The organism is Candidatus Pelagibacter bacterium nBUS_36, assembly GCF_051201215.1.
Classification (GTDB): domain Bacteria; phylum Pseudomonadota; class Alphaproteobacteria; order Pelagibacterales; family Pelagibacteraceae; genus Pelagibacter.
Map to the genome: position 1 here is coordinate 326,118 of NZ_CP172839.1, position 21,704 is coordinate 347,821.

Annotated in this window: 27 protein-coding genes and 1 pseudogene; 25 read left to right on the forward strand and 3 right to left on the reverse strand. The window is 31.3% G+C overall.

Going from position 1 to position 21,704, the window contains the following annotated elements:
• The first annotated feature begins 94 nt into the window (after window positions 1–94).
• The 15 genes and pseudogenes from ACIJYI_RS01675 to ACIJYI_RS01745 all read left to right on the forward strand — a co-directional run bounded on the left by ACIJYI_RS01675 (window position 95) and on the right by ACIJYI_RS01745 (window position 12,028).
• Window positions 95–1,288 (forward strand): aromatic ring-hydroxylating oxygenase subunit alpha, encoded by a 1,194-nt coding sequence (locus ACIJYI_RS01675; protein WP_435114396.1) that lies wholly within the window; start codon window positions 95–97, stop codon window positions 1,286–1,288.
• A gap of 2 nt (window positions 1,289–1,290) precedes the next feature.
• Window positions 1,291–1,698 (forward strand): AAA family ATPase, encoded by a 408-nt coding sequence (locus ACIJYI_RS01680; protein WP_435114397.1) that lies wholly within the window; start codon window positions 1,291–1,293, stop codon window positions 1,696–1,698.
• The gene (locus tag ACIJYI_RS01685) at window positions 1,698–2,072 is read left to right on the forward strand and encodes a cytidyltransferase (RefSeq protein ID WP_435114398.1); all 375 of its coding nucleotides are present in this window, start codon (window positions 1,698–1,700) and stop codon (window positions 2,070–2,072) included. The genes ACIJYI_RS01680 and ACIJYI_RS01685 overlap by 1 nt, the downstream gene beginning before the upstream one ends.
• A gap of 6 nt (window positions 2,073–2,078) precedes the next feature.
• The gene (locus ACIJYI_RS01690; RefSeq protein ID WP_435114399.1) at window positions 2,079–2,930 is read left to right on the forward strand and encodes a HalD/BesD family halogenase; all 852 of its coding nucleotides are present in this window, start codon (window positions 2,079–2,081) and stop codon (window positions 2,928–2,930) included.
• A 1-nt stretch (window position 2,931) separates the two neighbouring features.
• Window positions 2,932–3,710, forward strand: a pseudogene (locus ACIJYI_RS01695) (enoyl-CoA hydratase).
• A complete protein-coding gene (locus ACIJYI_RS01700; RefSeq protein ID WP_435114400.1) occupies window positions 3,710–3,907 on the forward strand; it encodes a hypothetical protein in 198 nt (65 codons plus the stop codon). Before ACIJYI_RS01695 ends, ACIJYI_RS01700 begins: the two are co-directional and overlap by 1 nt.
• 3 nt (window positions 3,908–3,910) lie before the next feature.
• Window positions 3,911–4,345, forward strand: a complete 435-nt coding sequence (locus ACIJYI_RS01705; protein WP_435114401.1) for a CoA-binding protein — start codon at window positions 3,911–3,913, stop codon at window positions 4,343–4,345.
• On the forward strand, window positions 4,346–4,765 hold the full coding sequence (locus ACIJYI_RS01710) for a YeeE/YedE family protein (protein ID WP_435114402.1): 420 nt from the start codon (window positions 4,346–4,348) through the stop codon (window positions 4,763–4,765).
• Entirely contained in the window at window positions 4,762–5,175 is a 414-nt protein-coding gene (locus ACIJYI_RS01715) for a DUF6691 family protein (protein WP_435114403.1), read from the forward strand. The genes ACIJYI_RS01710 and ACIJYI_RS01715 overlap by 4 nt, the downstream gene beginning before the upstream one ends.
• Window positions 5,176–5,180: 5 nt before the next feature.
• A complete protein-coding gene (locus tag ACIJYI_RS01720) occupies window positions 5,181–5,753 on the forward strand; it encodes an NAD(P)H-dependent oxidoreductase (RefSeq protein WP_435114404.1) in 573 nt (190 codons plus the stop codon).
• Window positions 5,722–6,198, forward strand: a complete 477-nt coding sequence (locus ACIJYI_RS01725) for a hypothetical protein (protein WP_435114405.1) — start codon at window positions 5,722–5,724, stop codon at window positions 6,196–6,198. Before ACIJYI_RS01720 ends, ACIJYI_RS01725 begins: the two co-directional genes overlap by 32 nt.
• A 56-nt stretch (window positions 6,199–6,254) precedes the next feature.
• On the forward strand, window positions 6,255–8,684 hold the full coding sequence (locus ACIJYI_RS01730; RefSeq protein WP_435114406.1) for a GcvT family protein: 2,430 nt from the start codon (window positions 6,255–6,257) through the stop codon (window positions 8,682–8,684).
• Window positions 8,684–9,433: an electron transfer flavoprotein subunit beta/FixA family protein gene (locus ACIJYI_RS01735; RefSeq protein ID WP_435114407.1), complete on the forward strand. Its 750-nt coding sequence runs from the start codon at window positions 8,684–8,686 to the stop codon at window positions 9,431–9,433. Before ACIJYI_RS01730 ends, ACIJYI_RS01735 begins: the two co-directional genes overlap by 1 nt.
• Window positions 9,433–10,386, forward strand: coding sequence for an electron transfer flavoprotein subunit alpha/FixB family protein (locus ACIJYI_RS01740; RefSeq protein WP_435114408.1), 954 nt, complete (start codon window positions 9,433–9,435; stop codon window positions 10,384–10,386). Before ACIJYI_RS01735 ends, ACIJYI_RS01740 begins: the two co-directional genes overlap by 1 nt.
• Before the next feature lie 22 nt (window positions 10,387–10,408).
• Window positions 10,409–12,028 carry an electron transfer flavoprotein-ubiquinone oxidoreductase gene (locus ACIJYI_RS01745; protein WP_435114409.1) on the forward strand — a complete coding sequence of 540 codons (1,620 nt, stop codon included), beginning with the start codon at window positions 10,409–10,411 and terminating at the stop codon, window positions 12,026–12,028.
• Between the two features lies 1 nt (window position 12,029).
• Here ACIJYI_RS01745 and ACIJYI_RS01750 read toward each other — a convergent pair whose 3' ends face one another.
• Both ACIJYI_RS01750 and hisI read right to left on the reverse strand, forming a co-directional pair.
• Window positions 12,030–12,404 (reverse strand): DUF2237 family protein, encoded by a 375-nt coding sequence (locus tag ACIJYI_RS01750; RefSeq protein ID WP_435114410.1) that lies wholly within the window; start codon window positions 12,402–12,404, stop codon window positions 12,030–12,032.
• Window positions 12,405–12,872 (reverse strand): phosphoribosyl-AMP cyclohydrolase, encoded by a 468-nt coding sequence (hisI, locus tag ACIJYI_RS01755; RefSeq protein WP_435090833.1) that lies wholly within the window; start codon window positions 12,870–12,872, stop codon window positions 12,405–12,407.
• Between the two features lie 76 nt (window positions 12,873–12,948).
• On the opposite strand from hisI, the gene folE reads away from it, so the two are divergent.
• The 9 genes from folE to ACIJYI_RS01800 all read left to right on the forward strand — a co-directional run bounded on the left by folE (window position 12,949) and on the right by ACIJYI_RS01800 (window position 20,568).
• Window positions 12,949–13,557 carry a GTP cyclohydrolase I FolE gene (gene folE, locus ACIJYI_RS01760; protein ID WP_435114411.1) on the forward strand — a complete coding sequence of 203 codons (609 nt, stop codon included), beginning with the start codon at window positions 12,949–12,951 and terminating at the stop codon, window positions 13,555–13,557.
• A 4-nt stretch (window positions 13,558–13,561) separates the two neighbouring features.
• Window positions 13,562–14,563 (forward strand): oxidoreductase, encoded by a 1,002-nt coding sequence (locus ACIJYI_RS01765; protein ID WP_435114412.1) that lies wholly within the window; start codon window positions 13,562–13,564, stop codon window positions 14,561–14,563.
• Window positions 14,563–15,450 (forward strand): LysR family transcriptional regulator, encoded by an 888-nt coding sequence (locus tag ACIJYI_RS01770; protein WP_435090836.1) that lies wholly within the window; start codon window positions 14,563–14,565, stop codon window positions 15,448–15,450. Before ACIJYI_RS01765 ends, ACIJYI_RS01770 begins: the two co-directional genes overlap by 1 nt.
• Window positions 15,451–15,585: 135 nt before the next feature.
• On the forward strand, window positions 15,586–16,605 hold the full coding sequence (locus ACIJYI_RS01775) for an extracellular solute-binding protein (protein ID WP_435114413.1): 1,020 nt from the start codon (window positions 15,586–15,588) through the stop codon (window positions 16,603–16,605).
• A gap of 3 nt (window positions 16,606–16,608) precedes the next feature.
• On the forward strand, window positions 16,609–16,779 hold the full coding sequence (locus tag ACIJYI_RS01780) for a hypothetical protein (protein ID WP_435090838.1): 171 nt from the start codon (window positions 16,609–16,611) through the stop codon (window positions 16,777–16,779).
• 75 nt (window positions 16,780–16,854) lie between these two features.
• Entirely contained in the window at window positions 16,855–18,474 is a 1,620-nt protein-coding gene (locus tag ACIJYI_RS01785; RefSeq protein ID WP_435114414.1) for an ABC transporter permease, read from the forward strand.
• A gap of 7 nt (window positions 18,475–18,481) precedes the next feature.
• The gene (locus ACIJYI_RS01790) at window positions 18,482–19,540 is read left to right on the forward strand and encodes an ABC transporter ATP-binding protein (protein WP_435114415.1); all 1,059 of its coding nucleotides are present in this window, start codon (window positions 18,482–18,484) and stop codon (window positions 19,538–19,540) included.
• Between the two features lie 16 nt (window positions 19,541–19,556).
• A complete protein-coding gene (locus ACIJYI_RS01795) occupies window positions 19,557–20,255 on the forward strand; it encodes an AzlC family ABC transporter permease (protein WP_435114416.1) in 699 nt (232 codons plus the stop codon).
• Window positions 20,248–20,568, forward strand: a complete 321-nt coding sequence (locus ACIJYI_RS01800; RefSeq protein WP_435114417.1) for an AzlD domain-containing protein — start codon at window positions 20,248–20,250, stop codon at window positions 20,566–20,568. The genes ACIJYI_RS01795 and ACIJYI_RS01800 overlap by 8 nt, the downstream gene beginning before the upstream one ends.
• Here ACIJYI_RS01800 and ACIJYI_RS01805 read toward each other — a convergent pair.
• Window positions 20,561–21,244 carry an MBL fold metallo-hydrolase gene (locus ACIJYI_RS01805; protein WP_435114418.1) on the reverse strand — a complete coding sequence of 228 codons (684 nt, stop codon included), beginning with the start codon at window positions 21,242–21,244 and terminating at the stop codon, window positions 20,561–20,563. The two genes, ACIJYI_RS01800 and ACIJYI_RS01805, sit on opposite strands and share 8 nt — an antisense overlap.
• Before the next feature lie 22 nt (window positions 21,245–21,266).
• Here ACIJYI_RS01805 and ACIJYI_RS01810 point away from each other — a divergent pair, with 22 nt between their 5' ends.
• Complete coding sequence (locus ACIJYI_RS01810; protein ID WP_435114419.1) at window positions 21,267–21,704, forward strand: DUF4396 domain-containing protein; 438 nt, start codon at window positions 21,267–21,269, stop codon at window positions 21,702–21,704.

Below are 21,704 nucleotides of genomic sequence, written 5' to 3' on the forward strand. Positions count from 1 at the left end.
GATCATTATCTTATTTGAAAAAGCTGTCAAAGAAATTCAGCATGGTCAAAACTGAAATTTGTTGCCAAAAATTATGTCCGTGGTAATTTTTTTTATGGACCAAAATCTTAAAAATAATTCTCTCTCAAAGATCCTGAACATCAAGAAATTGATGAATGTAGACAAAGCTATTGAGGCAGCAAATGGGCTTCCGAATGAGTGTTACACCAGTGAGCAATATTTAGAATATGAGAGAGATAAGATTTTTTGTGATAAATGGACTGTTATAGGAGTGGGTAGCTCTATACCTAACGTTGGAGATGCAAAGCCATACAATCTGCTCGGGATTCCTTTAATGATTGTCAGAGATAAGGACCTCAAAATAAGAGTATTTCATAACGTTTGCAGTCATAGAGGTTTTAAACTTTTAGATAAGCCATGTACTCTGAAAAATTTAATTAGATGCCCTTATCATTCTTGGTCATATGATTTTAAAGGAAATCTCGTAGCCACCCCTCATATAGGAGGTCTAAATATTCATAATTCAGATCAATTTAAAAAGAATCAAAGCAACCTAAAAGAAGTCAGATCTAAAGTATGGATGGATATCATTTTTGTTAATATTAATTCAAATGAAATTGAATTTAATGAGTATATTGAGCCACTTGAGCAAAGATGGTCTAAATTTATTAATCATGAAGATCAAAAATTATTAGTTCATTCCAATGATTATGGTTCGTTTGATTTAGAGGTTAAATGTAATTGGAAATTTGCAATTGAGAATTACTGTGAAAGTTATCATTTACCAACAATCCATCCAGAATTAAATAAAGTTTCAAATATTAACGATCATTATCACATTCAAGGACTACCAAATCGATTTGCGGGACAAGGAAGTAAAAAATATGAACAACCAATAAAAGGAAATAGCAAACTTGAAACATTTAAGAATTGGGAAAAAAAATCACTCAAAAAATCTGAATATATTGCGTTATTTCCTAATGTGATGATTGGTTTGCACCTTGATCATTTTTATGTATTTTGGTTAGAGCCTCTTGGAACTGATAAAACTAAAGAGCATATGCAAATATATTATGTTGGTGATAAAAGTGCAAATGGTGAAGAGCTTAAAGAATTAAGAAAAGAAAATGTAAGGTTTTGGAAGGATGTAATGTTGGAAGATATAAGTGCCATCGAAGGAATGCAGGAAGGAAGAGGTTCACCAATATATAATGGTGGAAACTTTTCACCAGTTATGGATCAACCAACTCATCAATTTCATAAATGGGTAGCAAATAGTTTGTTATAAAGATGAAAATTATTTTAATAATGGGCCTACCTGGCTCAGGAAAAACAACTTTAGCAAACGAGCTTGCCCCAATGCTTAATGCAAAAAGATTAAATGCAGATGAAGTAAGAAAAGAAGCTAATGATTGGGATTTTTCTGAAGAGGGAAGAAAAAGACAAGCAAAGAGAATGGCAGATTTTGCTATAAAGTTAAAAGATAGTGGAAACTTTGTTGTAGCAGATTTTATTTGTCCAACACCTGAGGCAAGAGAATTATTCCCTGCAGATTTTGTTATTTGGGTTGATACAATTAAAGAAGGAAGATTTGAGGACACTAATAAGATGTTTGTTAAGCCAGATAAGTTTAACTTTCATGTAACCACACAAGATGCTAAAAACTGGGCACCAAAAATAATAAAGGAGATAAAATAATGGCTTACAAATGGGATAACAAAAAACCAACAGCACAAATGTTAGGAAGATGGCAACCTTTTCATGACGGTCATTACACTCTATTCAAAGAGATTATAAAAAAAACTGGTCAAGTTTGTATTCAAATAAGAGATGTTCAAGGCGTTGATGACAATCCTTTTGATTTTGAAACAGTTAAAAAGAATATTGAAGATAGGTTAAATCCTGAATTTGAAGGTCAATTTAAAGTAATGATGGTGCCAAATATTACCAATATTTGTTATGGACGTGGTGTTGGTTACAAAATTGAAGAAATCGAACTTTCGAAAGAAATTCAAGAAATCTCGGCTACTAAAATTAGAGCTCAGATGAGAGAAGAAGGAAAATTAAAATAGATTTCAATGAACGATAGATTAAAAACTATTGTAGATTTAAAAAAATATCCAATAAATGACCTATCATCTGAAAAGATTCAAAATTTAATTAAAAAATGTAAAACTGATTTAGACAAGTTTAGCTGCTCTACTATTCCTAATTTCATTTTACCAAAGTCAATTGAGACTATGAATTTTGAATTAGAGAAAAAGATTGATAAAGTTTTTATGTCTAAAAAAAGTATTAATCCATATCTTAACTCTAAAGATGACCGATCTTTATCTCCAAACCATCCTAAAAGAACTTTTTTAGAAAGAGACAATGGATATTTAAACTCAGATCTTTTTGATAAAGACTCTGAAATGAAATTTTTATACGAGCAGGAAGAACTTTTAAAATTTGTATCCGCTTGTGTAGGGATCTCGCCAATATACAGATGGGCAGACCCATTAGCTTGTCACGCATACAATGTAATGAGACCGGAAGGAATTCTTCCTTGGCATTTTGATAGCTGTGAATTTACACTCAGTATAATGATACAAAAACCTGATGAGGGTGGAATTTTTGAATATTGTCCATTTATTAGAGAGCCAGGAAATGAAAATTTTGATGAAGTTAAAAAAGTACTAGATGGTGACAGGACAAAGGTTCGACAATTAAAATTAGAACCTGGAGATTTACAAATATTTAAGGGTAGATTTACAATGCATAGAGTTACAAAAGTAAAAGGAAAAAAACCAAGATATCTTTGTATACCAGCTTTTGTATTAGATCCTTGGAGAGTTAATACTCCTGAACATTCAGAAGCTATTTATGGAAAAATTCTGCCAATTCATATAGAAAGAAATCAAGCTAGATCTGATGGTTTAGCTGATTGATATGACAAGTAATATTAAAATAAAGAAATTAACTAATGAAATTGTATCAATTATTATTGATGAACAAAAAACTTACAACTCTTTGTCGTTTAAAAATTTAACTGATTTACTTAACACTTTTAAAAAACTTGATGCTGATAAACAATTTAAAGTTATTATTTTAGAAGGTGCCGGCAAAGGCTTTAGCGCAGGACACAATTTAACAGAAGTAAAAGGATTAAAAAAAAAGATAAATATCAAAAATTATTTAATCTTTGTTCAAAAGTAATGCTCCAAATTGTTGAAGGAAGAAAACCAGTAATTGCTAAAGTTCATGGAGCAGCATTTGCTGCTGGATGCCAGTTAGTTGCAAGTTGTGATTTAGCTTACAGCACTAATGATGCTTTATTTGCTACTCCTGGTGTTAATATAGGGTTGTTTTGTAGTACACCGATGGTTGCTGTTAGTAGAAAAATTAATAGAAAACCAATGATGAAGATGTTGTTAACTGGAGAACCTATTAAGGCAAATTATGCAAAAGAAATTGGGCTTATTAATGATTGTTATTCAAAATCAAAATTAGATAATGAGGTGCTAAAAGTTGCAAAAACTATTGCATCAAAATCAAATTTAACAATTAAAATTGGTAAACAAGCCTTTTATAAACAATTAGAAATGCCATTAAAAAAAGCATATGCATATACAAGTAAAATGATGACTGTGAATATGATGGCAATAGATGCTAAAGAAGGAATATCTGCTTTTTTAGAAAAACGAAAACCAAAATGGAAAAATAAATAATGAAAAACAAAAAAAATATTTTGATTGTTATCTTTATTATTTTAGGAATGTATTTTGCTTTAAGTTTTAAAGATCATAATCTCAAGAGAGCTGTAGATGCATGTCTTGCTGGAAGTCAAAAATTATCTGAGTCAAAGATTACAGATTTAAAGGAAGCACGAAAATTTTGCGAAGATCAGATAAAAAAAAATAAATAATTTATGTCTGAGATCAAAGATATTCTCTCAAAATATAAAACTATTGCAATGATAGGAGTGAGCAAAGATCCTTCCAAACCATCAACTATAGTTATGAAATATATGCAAAAATATGGATACAAAGTTATTCCAGTTAACCCAAGAGCCAAAGGTGAAAAAATCTTAGGTGAGGAAGTGTTTGCAAAAATAATAGATATAAAAGAACCGATTGATATAGTTGACGTTTTTAGACCTTCTAAAGAAGTATTTCCCATTGCAGAAGATACAGTAAAGATTGGAGCAAAAGTTTTGTGGCTACAGTTAGGTATAAAAGATGAAAATGCAAAAGAGTTAGTTGAAAAAAATGATATTGAATATATAGAAAATAAATGTACTAAAATGGAATATCAAAAACATTTTTTAAAAATTAGACAAGCGTTTCCTGTTTTAAGTAATTAAATGAATATAGTAAATTTTACACCTGTTACGGCAACCCTAGGAGGCATTCTCATTGGTTTAGCTGTTGTGGTATTTTTTTTATTTAATGGCCGACTAGTAGGTATAAGTGGGATAGCTGCCAATGCTCTGACCAATAAAGATAATAGATTTGATAACATATTATTTTTAATAGGTTTGGTAATTGGACCAATCCTTTATAGTTTGTTTGCTAATAGTGATATTAAAATTACAATTTCAAATTCCTTTATTTTGTTAATAATTGCAGGTCTTTTAGTTGGAATTGGAACTAGAATAAGTGGTGGTTGTACAAGTGGCCATGGAATTAGTGGTTGTGGAAGATTTTCACTAAGATCAATTGTTGCAACTGTAACTTTTATGATTGTTGGAATATTAACAGTGCTAGTAAAAAGTTTTATATGAATAAGTTAGTTTCATTAATTTCAGGAATTATTTTTGGTATTGGACTGGTTATTTCAGAAATGATTAATCCTGAAAAAGTTTTAGGTTTTTTGGATTTGTTTGGAAACTGGGACCCTTCTTTGGCTTTTGTTATGATTGGTGCTTTAATTATATCTTCACCTTTATTTCATATGATCAAAAAAAAAGAAAAACCAATATTTGCTAAAAATTTTAATTATTCAAATAACAAAAGTATTAATAATCAACTTATTTTAGGATCTGCGATATTTGGAGCGGGATGGGGACTAATTGGATTATGTCCTGGACCAGCAATATCATCAATTGCACTCTTAGATATTCATTCAATAACATTTGTTATAGCAATGTTTGTAGGTTTTTATTTAGTAAAGTTAATTAACTTTGAGAATTAAAATTCATGAGTAAAAAAATATTTCTAGTTTACGGTCACTATAATGACAAATCTTTTAACGCCGCAATAAGAGACACCTTTATAAAAACAGCTGAAGAAAAAGGGAATAAAGTTGATGCTGTTGATTTATATAAAGAGAAATTTGATCCAGTTTTTGCAGGTGAAAAACCAGGTGATGATGTTCTTAACCATCGTCAAAGAATTGAAGAGTGTGATACAATTGTTTTAATTGCACCAATTTGGAATTTTAGGATGCCAGCGATAGTTGAAGGTTGGATAGATAAAGTGTTAGCACCTCCTTGGGCGTTTAGATTTAAACAGTTGTGGGGTAACTATGGTTATCCGATTGGAAATTTGAGACAAAAAAAAGCAATTATTTTTTGTACTTATGGATCTCCAAGATTAGCAATTACGACTTTTTTTTTAAACCTTCCTATAAGAAGACTAAAAAGAGGAGTATTTCACATGTGTGGCATATATAACATTGTTTATAGAAGATATTTTGCAGTACCATTTGTTAGTGATGCAAAAAGACAAGAATTTTTAGATGATGTTAAAAAGACTGCCATTAATATTTAAAGTTTTAGTTCTACTCTTAATTACAATTTCAATATCCAAAGCAGAAATATTAAAGCCAAGTAGCGATATTAATCCCAAAGAAGTAGTTAAAATTCAGCTAACTGGCCTTCAGAAAAATGACCTTAATTTTAAAGACAGCGGCATAGAGCAAACATGGAATTTTGCCCACCCAAACAACAAAAAGGTTACCGGTCCCCTAGTTAATTTTAAAAGGATGTTGAAGGGCAACTCCTATGAGATGATGATTGATCATTTGAGTCACACAATTACACAGCTTGGAAGTAGCGATAAATGGGCTCAATTTGAGGTGGTTATTTTAGACAAAAATAAAATCTATCATAAGTTCAATTGGCAGGTTGAAAAGTATACTGAAGAGGGTGAACTTAAAGACTGTTGGTTGACGAGCATGGTCTCAAATCCGATCCCATTAGGCAGTTCAATTTAATTGTCCACAGATACAATTTTGTTTCGTTATTTCAAAAAATTTAGTAGGAATCGCAAATGAAAACAAAAACTAAAGTTGTAGTAGTTGGCGGTGGAGTAGTAGGTGTTAGTGCTCTTTACCATTTAGCAAAAAAAGGTTGGTCGGATGTTGTTCTTGTTGAAAGAAAAGAATTAACATCAGGATCTACTTGGCATGCAGCAGGATTATTACCTTTATTTAATATGAGTTATTCAGTTGGGCAACTTCATAAATACGCGGTTGATCTTTATAAAAAATTAGAAGAAGAAACTGGAAAAAATGTTGGCTTTAGTGTTGTATCAAATATTCGTTTAGCAAGTACTAAAGATAGAATGGATGAGTATCATCAATATGCTGGTGTAGCTCAAACTATCGGTGTCGATGTAAAATTTTTAACACCAGATCAAGTAAAAGAAATTTGGCCTTTATGTCATACAGATGATTTAGTTGGTGCGATCCAACACCCAGAGGATGGATATATTCAGCCTGCTGATTTAACTCAAGCAATGGCAACTGGTGCAAGAAATATGGGTGCCGAAATTTATAGAAACACAAGTGTACTTTCAATGAAACAAACTAAAGATGGTTGGGTTGTTGAAACTGACAAAGGTTCTATAGAATGCGAACATATTATTTCTTGTTCAGGAAACTTTGCAAGACAAACTGGTAAAATGGTTGGCTTAGATATTCCTGTTATTCCAGTTGAACATCAATACATTGTAACCGAACCACATCCTGAAATTCAAAAAAGAAAAAAAGATGGCTTACCAGAAATGGGAGTTCTAAGGGATAGCGATAACAGATGGTACATGAGAGAAGAAGCAGGTGGATTAATTTTAGGTCCATACGAAGATGGTGCACCAGCTTGTTATGTTAATGGTCCCTCAAAAGATTCAGAGTATGAATTGTTTCAAGAAGATTTAGATAGATTAGCACCACACATTGAGGGCGCAATACACCGTGTTCCTGCGTTTGGAGAAGTTGGTGTTAAAAAAGTTTATAACGGTGCAATTTGTTATACACCAGATGGCAATCCAATTGTTGGACCTGCGTGGGGATTAAAAAACTTTTGGATTAACGAAGGACATAGTTTTGGAATTACTGCAGCGGGTGGAGCAGGATGGCAATTAGCTGAATGGATTGTTGATGGTGAGCCAACTATTGATATGCTTGGTGTTGAGCCTAGACGTTATGGAGATTATGCAACTAAATCTTATTTAAAAGCTAAAAATGAAGAAGCGTATAGTCATGTATTTATTACCCATTATCCTGATGAAGAAAGACCTGCCGCAAGACCTTTAAGAACATCTCCTTGTTATGAAAGAATGAAAGATTTAGGTGCAGTTTTTGGACAAAAATTTGGTTGGGAAAGACCTAATTTTTTTGCAACAGATGGTATGGAGCAAAAAGATGACTGGTCGTTTAGAAGATCTAAGTGGTTTGAGGCCATTAAAAAAGAATGTCAAAATGTAAAAGACAATGTTGGTCTTTTAGATATGACCGCATTTGCAAAATGTAGAATTAAAGGTCCAAAAGCTGAGGAATTTTTAGATCATTTGGTAGCAAATAAATTACCAAAGAAAATTGGAAGAATTGGTTTATGCCATGCTCTTAATACTAAAGGTGGTGTTCATTCAGAGTTTACAATTATGAGAGAAGCAGAAGATAGTTTTTATTTAGTATCTGCTGGTGCAAACTTAAGATTGGATCATGATTGGATTAAAAAATGGATGCCAAATGAAGGCGTTACATTTGAAGATCTGACTAATAGTACAGGTGTGCTTGTTGTTGCAGGTCCTAAATCAAGAGAGTTATTAGAAAAAATATCTACTGATGATTTTTCTAATGAAAATTTTAAATGGTTAACAGCACAAAATGTCGATGTTGGATATGCTCCTGTTAATGCCATGAGAGTAAATTTTGTTGGTGAGCTAGGTTGGGAACTTCATCATCCAATTGAATATCAAAATCATATTTTTGATAAAATAATGGAAGCTGGTAAAAGTTTAGAAATTAAACCTTTTGGTATAAGAGCAATGAACAGCTTAAGATTAGAAAAATCATATAAACTAGTTGGTACTGAGCTTTCAATTGAATATTCACCGTACGAGTCTGGGTTAGATAGATTTGTTCACCCTAACAAAGGTAACTTTATAGGACTAGAGGCTCTTAACAAATGGAGAGAAAAAGGTTTTGATAACAAACTTATTACTCTTGAAATTCATAACACCAAAGATGCAGATGTTTTGGGAAATAACCCAATTTACAAAGATAACAAAGTTGTTGGAAGAGCAACTGGTGGCGAGTTTGGTTTTAGATTAGATAAATCAATTGCTCTTGCCATGGTTAAACCAGAGCATGCTAATGCAGGTGACAAATTACAAGTTGATATTTTGGGTGAAATGTATGAGGCTACTGTTTTAGAAGAGAGTCCATACGATTCTGAAAATAATTTATTGAGAGCTTAATGAAAATTTTAGTCGCCGTTAAAAGAGTTATTGATTACAACGTTCAAATAAGAGTTAAAGAAGATGGCTCAGGTGTTGTTACTGATAATGTTAAGATGTCAACAAATCCACCAGATGATAATGCAATCGAAGAAGCGGTAAAGATAAAAGAAAGTGGAAAAGCAACAGAAGTGATTGCGGTAACAGTTGGTGAAGAAAAAGCCCAGGAAACTGTCAGAAAAGCTCTAGCCGTTGGAGCTGATAGAGGAATTCATGTTAAAGCAGACGGCATAATAGAACCCATTGCAGTTTCAAAAATTTTACAAAAAATTGTTGAGAAAGAAAAACCAGATTTAGTATTTATGGGTAAACAGGCAATTGATGATGATTGCAATCAAACAGGGCAAATGTTGAGCGCATTATTAAATTGGCCTCAAGCAACTTTTGCCTCAAAAATTGAAGTTAAAGATGGAAAATTGGAAGTTATTAGAGAAATTGATGAGGGTTTAGAAACTATCGAGATCAATACTCCAGCCATCGTAACCTGTGACTTAAGATTAAATGAACCAAGATATGCTTCATTGCCAAACATAATGAAAGCTAAGAAAAAACCAATTGAACAAATGAATGCATCAGATCTAGGGGTTGATACAGCACCTAAAATCCAACAGATAAAAGTTGAAGAACCACCTAAGCGTAAAGCAGGAATTAAGGTTTCAAGCGTTGCTGAATTGGTTCAAAAATTAAAAAATGAGGCAAAAGTAATATAATGTCAGTATTATTAATCACAGAGCATAACAATAAAGAGCTTAAATCTTTTACTTTAAATGCTGTAACAGCAGCATCTCAAATAGATGCCGATGTTCACGCATTAGTTATTGGAAATAATTGTGTTGATGCTGCTAAAGCTGCCTCAGAACTACCTTTGGTTAAAAAAGTAATCACAGTTCAAGCTGCTCATTATGAAAATTTTTTAGCAGAAAATTTTGCTCCGGTTGTGACAAAACTTGCAGATAATTATTCTCATATAGTTTGTTCAGCAAATACATTTGGTAAGAATTTAATGCCAAGAATAGCTGCTAAATTAGATACATCACAAGTTAGTGATATTATTAAAGTAGAGTCTGTGGATACTTTTGTTAGACCTATTTATGCGGGGAATGCTTTTGCAACCGTTAAAAGTTCAGATGCAAAAAAATGTATCACTATTAGACCAACTTCTTTTGATCCATGTGAAAGCTCAGGTGGTTCAGCACCAATTGAAACTGCTGAAGCAGGAGAAGAGTTTTCGTTAACAAAATTTGTTAAAAGAGAAGAAGTTAAATCAGATAGACCCGAACTTGGCACAGCAAGAATAGTAGTATCAGGTGGAAGAGGGATGCAAAGTGGAGACAACTTTAAATTAATTACCTCTATTGCAGATAAATTAAATGCAGCTATAGGTGCTTCAAGAGCAGCAGTTGATGCAGGATATATTAGTAATGACCACCAAGTTGGACAAACAGGTAAAGTAGTTGTTCCAGATTTATATATTGCAGTTGGAATCTCAGGAGCTATTCAACACCTGGCAGGTATGAAAGAAAGTAAAATAATCGTTGCTATTAATAAAGACGGAGAAGCTCCAATTTTTAGTGTCGCAGACTATGGTTTAGAAGCAGATCTATTTGAAGCTTTGCCTCAGTTCTTAGAAGAGCTGAATAAATTAAATACTATACAAAAATAATTCTTAAAGATAAAAATATCATATGGCTAGAGAGTCGATGGAATATGATGTTGTTATTATTGGAGGTGGTCCCTCTGGATTATCTACAGCAATTAAACTTAAACAACTTGATCCGAATTTAAACGTTTGTTTATTAGAAAAAGCATCAGAGATTGGTGCGCATATTTTAAGTGGTAATGTTTTTGAAACGCGAGCATTAGATGAACTATTACCAAATTGGAAAGAACTTAACTCTCCAATTAAAACTAAAGTTTCAAAAGAAAAATTTTTATTTTTAGGTAAAACAAAATCATTAAGTTGGCCCACATGGTTGCTTCCTAAAGTTCAGCAAAATCACAACAACTACATCATTAGTTTAGCAAATTTATGCAGATGGCTTGCTGAACAAGCTGAAGCATTAGGAGTTGAAATATTTCCAGGATTTCCAGCAAGTGAAATTTTATATAACGAAGATGGATCTGTTAAGGGGGTTGCTACTCAAGATATGGGTATTGATAAAGAAGGAAATCAAAAAGATAGTTTTGAGCCCGGTATAGAATTATTAGGAAAAGTAACTGTATTTGCAGAAGGTTGTAGAGGTCACTTAGGAAAACAATTAATTGAAAAATTTAATCTCTCAAAAGATAAAGATCCTCAACAGTATGGAATTGGTTTTAAAGAAATTTGGGAAATAGAAGATAAAAATCATGAAGAAGGAATGGTAATGCATACTGCAGGTTGGCCATTAGACAATAATACTTATGGTGGAAGCTTTATGTATCATGCTGAAAATAAGCAAGTGTTTTTAGGATATGTTATTGGCTTAGATTATAAAAACCCACATCTTTCTCCATACGATGAGTTTCAACGATTTAAAACCCATCCAGCAATTAAAAAAATAGTTGAAGGAGGAAAAAGGATTTCTTATGGAGCGCGTGCCTTAATTGAAGGAGGCCTCCAAAGTTTGCCTCAAATGTTTATGCCAGGAGCATTACTGGTTGGTTGTGATGCAGGAACATTAAACATGCCAAAAATTAAAGGGTCTCATACAGCAATGAAAAGTGGAATGATTGCTGCTGAAACAATATTTGAAAATATTAAAGAAAATAAAAATTTATCAATTTATGAGGAAAAATTTAAAAAGAGTTGGGTTTATGAAGAACTTCATGCGGCTCGTAATGTAAAACCTAGTTTTAGTTGGGGTTTAATACTTGGAATAATATTTACTGGAATTGATCAAATTTTATTTAAAGGAAAGCTGCCTTTTACTCTAAAACACAAACATGCTGATCATGAAACACTAAAACCAGCAAATGAGATGCCTAAAATAGATTATCCAAAATATGATAATGTCATCACCTTTGATAAAACAAGTTCGGTTTATCTAACTGGTACAAATCATGCTGAAAATCAACCAGTTCATTTAAAACTTAAAGATCCTAATTTGCCAATTAGTTACACTTTAGAAAAATTTGATGAACCTGCACAAAGATATTGTCCAGCAGGTGTTTATGAAGTTCAAAAAGAAAATGATCAAAATAAATTTGTGATTAATTCTCAAAATTGTATTCACTGTAAAACTTGTGATATTAAAGAGCCTTCGCAAAATATTACTTGGGTGACACCAGAAGGTAGTGGTGGGCCTAAATATGGAAATATGTAAATTAAGATAAATCTATTGCAAACTTTTTTAATGTTTCAATAGGTACGTGCTTAAGAGTATTTTTATGAGTTCTTTTCAAAAATACTGGACAACCTATACCAGCTTCAACTGCTTTAGCGTACCAGCTAGCACAAACACACCATCCATCACCATCTTTTAAACCAGGAAATCCAAACTCAGGGTGAGGTGTTATTAAATCATTACCTGCAACTTTTAACCATTCTAAAAATTCAGTTGTAACTTTTGCACAAACAGTATGAATACCATGATCATTTTCATCTGTATTACAGCAACCATCTCGATACCAGCCTGTTAGAGGATTATTAGAGCACTCTTCTAGGTCTTCACCTAAAACATTTTTTTGTTTTTCACTCATTTAGATTTTGGTTGGATTGGGCTGACCTTTATAAACTTCTTCTGGATCAAAAGATTTTTCTTTTTCTTCAAACTTCATTTTGATTTCTCGACCATTTTCTATTGGCCCCATTGGTATAGATCTATAAAAACATGATCTATATCCTACATGGCAACTTGACCCCTCACCAATATCTACAGTCATCCAAATTGAGTCTTGATCATCATCAATTCTAATTTCAGTTACTTTTTGGGTAAATCCACTTGTTTTACCTTTATGCCAAATAGCTTTTCTTGATCTACTAAAATAATGAGCTTCTTTTGTTTCAATTGTTTTTTTTAAAGCCTCAACATTCATATATCCATGCATTAAAACATCTTTTGTTTTAGAGCACATTGTAATGACAGGTATTAACCCATCATTATCAAATTTAGGTGATAACAGATTTCCTTCTTCAATTTCTAGGACATTTTCTCTCTTTTTGAACATATGGATTGATTATTTAACATAAATCTCGATATATTAAATATTTTAAAATTAAGTATTTACTGTATAAAAAGGCGCTATGAAATTAGTTAAAGATACCGATAGTAAAGTTTTAGACAGAAACAAAGTTTCTGACCAAGAAGCTGAAGAAGCTTTCAAAACTATATTAGCCTGGATGGGCGAAGACCCAAGTAGAGAAGGTTTGCTTGAAACACCTAAAAGAGTTGTTAAAGCATTTAAAGAATATTTTGGGGGCTATAACGAAGATGCTGGAAAAATTTTAGATAAAACTTTTGGTGACGTTGAAGGTTATGATGATATGGTTGTTGAAAAAAATATTTCAGTTACTAGTCATTGTGAGCATCATATGGCGCCAATAGTTGGTACGGCACATGTTGCATATATTCCAAAAGATAGAGTTGTTGGGTTAAGTAAACTTGCAAGAGTTGTTGAAGTTTTTTCAAAAAGATTACAAACTCAAGAAAGACTAACAATGCAAGTTGCACAAGCTTTAATGAAATCATTAGATGCAAAAGGTGTTGCAGTTACAATTGATGCTGCTCATCAATGTATGACAATGAGAGGAATCAAAAAAGAAAGCGCAACAACAGTTACTAATTATTTTTTAGGTCAGTTTAAAGAAGACTTAAGCATTCAAAATAGGTATCTTAGATTTATAAGCAAATAATATTGTGTCAGATCTATTCAAAGCATTAATCATCAATCAAGAGGGTGAAAGCTTTACAAGAGAAGTTAAATCAATTGACAAAAGTTTTTTAAAACATGGTGATGTAACAGTTAAAGTTGAGTATTCATGTTTAAATTACAAAGATGCATTAATTTTAAATAATGGCGCAAAGTTAGTTAAAGAATTTCCTCATATACCAGGTATTGATTTTTCAGGAACAGTTGTTGAAAGTTCAAATGATAAATTTAAAAAAGATGATGAAGTAATCTTAACAGGTTGGAGAGTCGGAGAGATTTATTATGGTGGTTTTTCACAATACGCAAAAGTAAGTGGAGATTTTTTGGTTAAAAAACCAAAAAACCTATCTTTAAAACAATCAATGATTATGGGTACAGCTGGTTTGACTGCATTGCTTTGTTGTTTTGCAATTAAAGCTAGAGAAGAATTATTATTAGGCGAAAAAGTAAAAGATGTATTAGTTACTGGTGCTTCAGGTGGTGTTGGAAGTATTGCTGTAATGATTTTATCAAAGTTCAGTTACGATGTAACAGCGGTAACAGGAAAAAAATCAAACGAAGATTATTTAAAATCAATAGGTGCAAAAACAGTTGTAAATAAAGACGATTTTGACAAAGATCCAAGACCACTAGACAAAGGTTTATGGGATGGAGTAGTGGATACAGTAGGTGGAAAAATTTTAGCTAATACATTAGCTCAAGCAAGAGATAACGGAATTGTTGCTGCATGTGGAAATGCGTCTGATTACAAATTAAGTACAACAGTAATGCCATTTATAATTCGAGGAGTAAAATTATGGGGTATAAATTCGGTCACTGCATCAATTAAAAGAAGAGAATTTGTTTGGAATGAAGTTTCGAATGTAATTGATTTTGATAAGCTTGAAGAGTCTATTAAAACAATCGGCTTGAATGAATTAACGGATATTTATTCAAAAATGCTAAAAGGAGAAACATCAGGCAGATACATAGTCGATGTTAACAAATAATGGACTGGGACAAATTAAAGATTTTTCATGCAGTTGCAGAAGCTGGTAGTTTTACCAATGCGACTGTTAATCTTAATTTAAGTCAGTCAGCAATAAGCAGACAAATACAATCTCTCGAACAAGATTTAAAAGTACAGTTATTTGAAAGACATGCTAGAGGATTAACACTTACTGAAAATGGTGAATATGTGTTTAAAACTGCCCATGAAGTAATCAGCAAGCTAAAAGAAGTTGAAACATCTTTAGGAGATCAAAAAAATAAACCAACTGGAAAATTAACGATTACAACTGTAAGAAGTTTTGGTACTCACTGGTTAACACCAAGAATTCAAGAGTTTATGAGATTAAACCCAGAAATTGAAATTGAATTGGTGTTTGATGATAAAGAATTAGATTTAAGTACTAGACAAGCTGATATTGGAATTTTTATGAGAAGACCAAAACAACTAAACTATATTCAAAAAAAATTAGTTGATATTAAGTATTATATTTATGGATCTAATAAATATTTAGAAAAATTCGGTATGCCAAAGACTATTGCTGATTTAAATAAACATAATTTTATTTCATTTGGTAAAGGAGCGCCGTCTCCAGTATATAATCCTGATTGGGCATTAAAACTTGGTATGCATGATGGCAAAAAAAGAAAAACTGTAATGAAGGTAAATAGTGTGATGGGTTTACTTCTGGCAGTAGAGACTGGAGTAGGTTTAGCTGCTTTACCAGAATATTTAGTATCAAATTCAACCAATGTAATTAAAGTTCTTCCAAAATCTGAAGGCCCAATTACCGAAGCTCATTTTGTTTATCCTCAATCTTTAAAAAATACTGCAAGAGTTCAAGCTTTTAGAAACTTCTTATTTAGTAAAATAGGCGACTGGAAATAACAATTTCCTAAAGATCTCATCTATAAATTATATACAAATAGTCCTTTACAACTGCGACATTATATGCGATTGATAATCATTCGCATTGAGAATAGTTCTCAACTGAAAAATAACAAGGGTAAAGAAAAGGATAAAATGAAAAAAATAAGTTTATTAGTACTAACTTTGGTTTTCTTTACCAATATGGTTTTTGCAGCTGAAGTTAATGTATTCAGTGCAAGACATTACGATTCAGATATTCAGCTTTATGAAAAATTTACTTCAAAAACAGGTATTAAAGTTAATGTTGTATCTGGAAAAGATAAAGCCCTTCAAAAAAGAATAACTGAAGAAGGCACAGACTCTAAAGCGGATATTTATATTACCGCAGATGCTGGAAGACTAGGCGCATTTGATGCAAAAGGGATGTTTCAAAATTCAATGACTTCAGCAATTAAAGCAGCTGTCCCAAAAAATTTTAGATCTGCCAACTGGACTGGAATAGCTAAGAGAGCAAGAATTATGTATTACTCTCCAGAAAGAGTTAATGCCAATGAATTAAATGGAATGACTTATGAGGGTCTTGCCGATCCTAAATGGAAAGGAAGAGTTGTTATTAGACAATCAAACAATATCTATAACCAATCTTTAGTTGCTTCATTAGTTAAGAATAATGGAAAAAAAGCTACTTGTGAATGGTCAAAAGGTGTTGTTGCTAATATGGCGAGGGACTCTAAGGGTAATGATAGAGCTCAAATTTTAGCAGTAGCCGCAGGAGAAGCAGACCTAGCTGTAGCGAATACTTATTATTTGGCTTTAATGTTATCTGGAAAAAAAGGAGCTGAGCAACAATCAGCTGCTAAAAAAGTATTACCGTTCTTTCCTAATCAAGGAGATAGAGGAACGCATATGAATATTAGTGGTGGTGGAGTTTTAAAAAATTCTCCAAATCCAGATAATGCAAAAAAACTTCTTGAATTTCTTTTAACAAAAGAAGCACAGGAACATATAGTTAATAATACATTTGAATATCCAATGATTGATGGTGTTGAGCCTCATGACTTAGTTAAAAAAATGGGTCTAGGATTTAAACAAGATTTAAATACTAAAGTAGTTAATTATGGAAAAAACCAGGCAACAGCTTTAGAGTGTATGCTTGGAGCTAAGTGGAAGTAATTAATGATAAAAAAGAATTCATTAAATTTTGATTATAATAAGTCTTCTAAGGGGTGCGATCCGTGTTTCTCAGAGTGTAAAAAAATTGAAAAAAAAATGAATAACAGAAAGTTATCTGAAATCAAAAGTGATGAGACTGATCAATTCGTAAATATTTTTGATAAAAAAGATTAATTTTCAAAAAGTGAACATAATTTAATAGTCCTTACCCTTCTATTAGTTATGTTCACTTAACATTAAAGGGTAAGTATGTTTTTAAGAAAAATAAATATTTGGTATTTAAGTTCTTTTTTGATTTCAATTGCAGTTGCAATACCTATTCTAACTGTATTTTCCAGCTTTTTTGAGAGCACTGGTGAATATTCAAGTATTATCAAAAATACATTCCTATATGATTATATCTTTAACTCTTTATCACTTTTATTGGGTGTTTTATTTCTTACCTTTGTGATCGGAGTAACAGGAGCTTATTTAGTTTCATTTTATTCATTTCCAGGAGCAAATTTTTTTAAGTGGGCATTGATTTTATCTTTCGCAGTACCTTCTTATATTTATGCATATTCTTTGACAGCTTTTTTTGAAAATTATGGAACAGCTTTTTCCATATTAAAAAATTTATTTGGTGAAGGTGACTACAATTCTTCAATACCTAAATTTGATGGAATGATGGGCGCAATACTTTCAATTTCATTTTCATTATTTGGTTATGTGTACGTGCTAACAAGGGCTTCTTTTCATTATCAATCACAAAATTTAATAGAACTTGGAAGAAATCTTGGTTTTACTAAACAAAAATCATTTTTAAAAATAATCTTACCATCAGCACGACCCGCAATAGTAGCTGGATTATCACTGGTTGCCATGGAAACTTTGTCTGATTTTGGTTCAGTATCTTTTTTTGGAATTTCGACACTTACGACTGGAATTTATAACGCATGGATTTCTTTTGATGATCTTGCCTTAGCAAATCAATTATCTTTTTACCTTTTAATTTTTATCCTCGGATTATTCATATTAGAAAATTTATCTAGAAAAAAAGCACAGTATCACTCACCAAGTAAAGGTGGATTTAAAAAGAAATCATTAACAACCTTATATGGCTTAAGAGCTTGGCTAGCCTTTTCATTTTGTTTTTTAGTTTTTTTTATTAGTTTTTTATTTCCTGTTTTGCAAATGCTTTATTGGACAGTTATTTTTCCAAAACATTTAGCAGATTTAAATTTATTTGAATTATTTTCTAACACAATAATTCTAGTTTTATTATCAAGTATAGTTCTGATTGGTTTTGCTTTTATTTCAAATTATGGAAATAGACTTTCTCGTAGTAAATTTCTAGAAATTTTAACTACTTTTTCAATATCTGGATATGCTATTCCTGGCATAATTTTAGCAGTTGCATTTATCACTTTTATTTCTTGGTTTGATAATAATATTATAAATTTATTTGAAATTAGAAATATAAAATCTATTTTCATTGGTTCTGTATTGGGTTTGGTTATTGTTTATTTTATTAGATTTTATTCTTTAGCAAGTAATGGAATCAAATCTGGTTATTTAAAAATAAATTATTCAATTGATGAAAGTGCATATCTTTTAGGTTATTCAAAATTTAAAACTTTTAAAAATATACATATTCCTTATTTAAAAAATTCTATTATGTTGATTGGAATATTAATTGCTATAGAAATTATAAAAGAGTTACCTATAACACTAATAATGCGACCTTTTAATTTTGAGACCTTTGCAACTCAAGCCTACATATTTGCATCTCAGGACTTATTAGAAGCTGCTGCAGCACCCTCATTATTCTTAATTCTTATTGCAAGTTTCTTTATTTTAATTACATCTAGATATATTCTTAAGGATTAATTCTTATATGCCAAAAAATTTTTTAGAAATTGACAATGTTACCTTTGCAGCAAGTGCTAAAAGCAAAGTTAACAATGTTTCTTTAACAATAGAAAATGAAGGTGATATTATTTGTCTTTTAGGTCCATCTGGCATTGGTAAAACAACTATATTAAGGACAATAGCTGGATTAGAAAAAATTCAGTCTGGAACAATTTCATTAAAAAATAAAATTATTTCATCTAAAGATGTTCATATTGAACCAGAAAATAGAAATATCTCATTAGCATTTCAAGATAACTCACTGTTTCCTCATTACAATGTCCTTGAAAACATTAAATTTGGAGCTGAGAGAAATAAAAAAAAGAAAAAAAGTTTAACTATTGAAGAAGTTATAAAATTTCTTCATTTAGATCATGTCAAAGAAAAATTTCCTCACCAAATTAGCTCTGGTGAAGCACAGAGAGCAGCGTTAGCTAGAGCATTACTCTCTAAGCCAGATTTACTTTTATTGGATGAGCCATTATCAAACGTAGATCAAAGTTTTAAAGAAGAGATTCAAGTTAAACTAAAACAAGTTTTGACTGACCTTAAGATTACAACAATAATAGTAACACATGATTCATATGAAGCTTTTTACCTTGGAAGCAAATGTGGAATAATTTTAGACAGTCAACTCAAACAATATGATGATCCTTATAATGTTTACCATTTTCCAAATTCTGTAGAGGTTGTAAATTTTCTAAATAGAGGAATTTTAATTCCAGCAAAAGTTACCGGTGAAAATAGCTTAGAAAGTGATGATCTGGGAACCATTAATGGCAATTTTACAAAACGTTATCCAAAGGGTTCAGATGTTCAATTATTATTGCAGCCTGAAGATCTAGAACATGATGACCAGAGCAATTTAAAGCTAGAAGTTGTAGATAGAAAATTTAGAGGTACTAACTTTATATATACTTTAAAAACTAATAGTGATTTACTTATCCCTGTTTTTGTCCATTCACACCATATGCACCAACATGAAATTGATGAAAAATTTGGTATCAAGCGACCAATAAATATTGACCATATAGTTTGCTTCTAATACATAGCGTCTTTAAATGAGTAATAGATCTAAAATATTTTTCAAAGGCGTGGCAGATGTAAGCCCATTAATGATACCTGTTGTTCCTTTTGGAATAATATTTGGAGTTTTGGCTATTGATCTCGGTTTATCACCAATAACAACAATTGCTATGTCGATTATTATTTTTGGTGGAGCATCACAAATAATTTTCTTACAACTTTTCTCTGCTGGTGCTTCTTCATTGGTAATACTGAGTTCAGTAGGAGCAGTTAATTCAAGGCATTTACTATATGGGGCTGTTTTATCAGAACATATGTCAGACTTTAAAATGACGTGGAAAATAATAATTTCTTATTTTTTAGTTGATCAAGCGTTTGCAGTAACAAATTCTTATTTAAAAAAAAGTTCTGATAAAGATAAAGCTTTTCATTCATTTGGTGCAGGGGCTACTTGTTGGGTTATATGGCAAATAACAACAATAATTGGAATATTTTTAGGTTCAATAATACCAGAAAAACTTGGATTAAGTTTTGCAGTTCCCTTAACATTTTTAGCTTTAATAGTTGACGATTTAAGAAAATTAATAAATGTAATTGTAATTATTATTTCTGGTTTAATAGCAACAGTTGGGTATGAAATTATTCCATTTAAAGCGTACGTAATAGTAGCAGCAACAAGCGGTTTGATAGCAGCAATGATTTTAACAAAATTCAAAGGGTTAAATAATGGTTGAGTGGTCATTAATAATTTACTGTGGTTTAATTACTTTCTTTTCAAGATATTTAATGATTGCAATACTTAAAAAAGAAATGTTCACAGATAGAGTGAGAGAAGTTTTGTCATTTGTTCCATCAGCAATATTTCCAGCAATTATTTTTCCAGCTATTTTCTTAGATATGACGGGAGATGTTTTAATTGAAAATAATCCAAAAATATTTGCAGCAACTATTGCAATAGTCGTCGGTCTTGTTAGCAAAAATGTAATCGCTACAATATTTTCTGGATTGATTTCTTATTGGTTTTTAATTTTTATTATATTCAATTAATACCTAATTGAATATTTCTACTAACATTACTATCCATCATATCTGGTTTAGTCAGATTTAAGTTTGCCATAATTTCAATATATTCATCAACATTTTTAACCTGTAATCTAGGATTAAATTTTTTTTCATTTCCAATCGTACTTACTTTTTTACCATTATAATCATGACCAGGATAAAGAAGAGTTTCTTCAGGTAATTTTAAAAGTTTATCAAAAATTGAATGATAGGAATCTTTTGAATTTCCATTTTGAAAATCAGTTCTTCCAGTCCCATTAATCAAAAGCGCATCACCTGAAAATAAATAGTTTTCTAGTAAAAAACTATAACTTTCCGATGTATGCCCCGGTGTATAGATTGACTTAATTTCTAAATCATCAATTTTTATTATTTCGTTATCTTTAACTTTAATCTCAACAGCTTCAGAAGGTGTGTGCTCTCCCATAATAGTTGCACAATTTGTTGCTTTTTTTAATTTAGATGCTCCTGTTACGTGGTCTGCATGAATATGAGTATCAATGACTTTTACAAGTTTAAGATCTAATGCTTTTAAAAGTTGAATATATTCATTAACATTTTCGATTACTGGATCTATAATTATAGCTTCGCGACCTTTTGCCGAAGCAATTAAATACGTATAAGTTGAAGTTTTAATGTCAAATACTTGTTTAAAGATCATAAAATATTAATATCAAATTATTATGAATACCTCCACATTTGATTGGTCATGTAATCACACTTGGAAATCAAGTGCTAAAAATACGATGTGGTGTGTGATTGGTTGTTCGATTGGAGATTTTGGAACTATCTTATTTTTTCAAATTACACAAATTCCATGGACAGTTGTAGCCATTATGACTCTAGCAATCATAAACGGTTTAATCACAAGTATAATTCTAGAGACTATAATATTAATGAGACAGAATTTTAATTTCAAAAGTGCATTTAAAATTGCATGTGGGATGAGTTTTATTTCAATGATTAGTATGGAAATTGCAATGAACTTAACTGATTATCTTTTAACAGGTGGGGCAATGTTAACATGGTGGATTGCGCCAATCATGTTAATTGTGGGTTTTTTAACTCCCTGGCCTTACAATTATTGGAGATTAAAAAAGTTTGGAATAGCCTGTCACTAA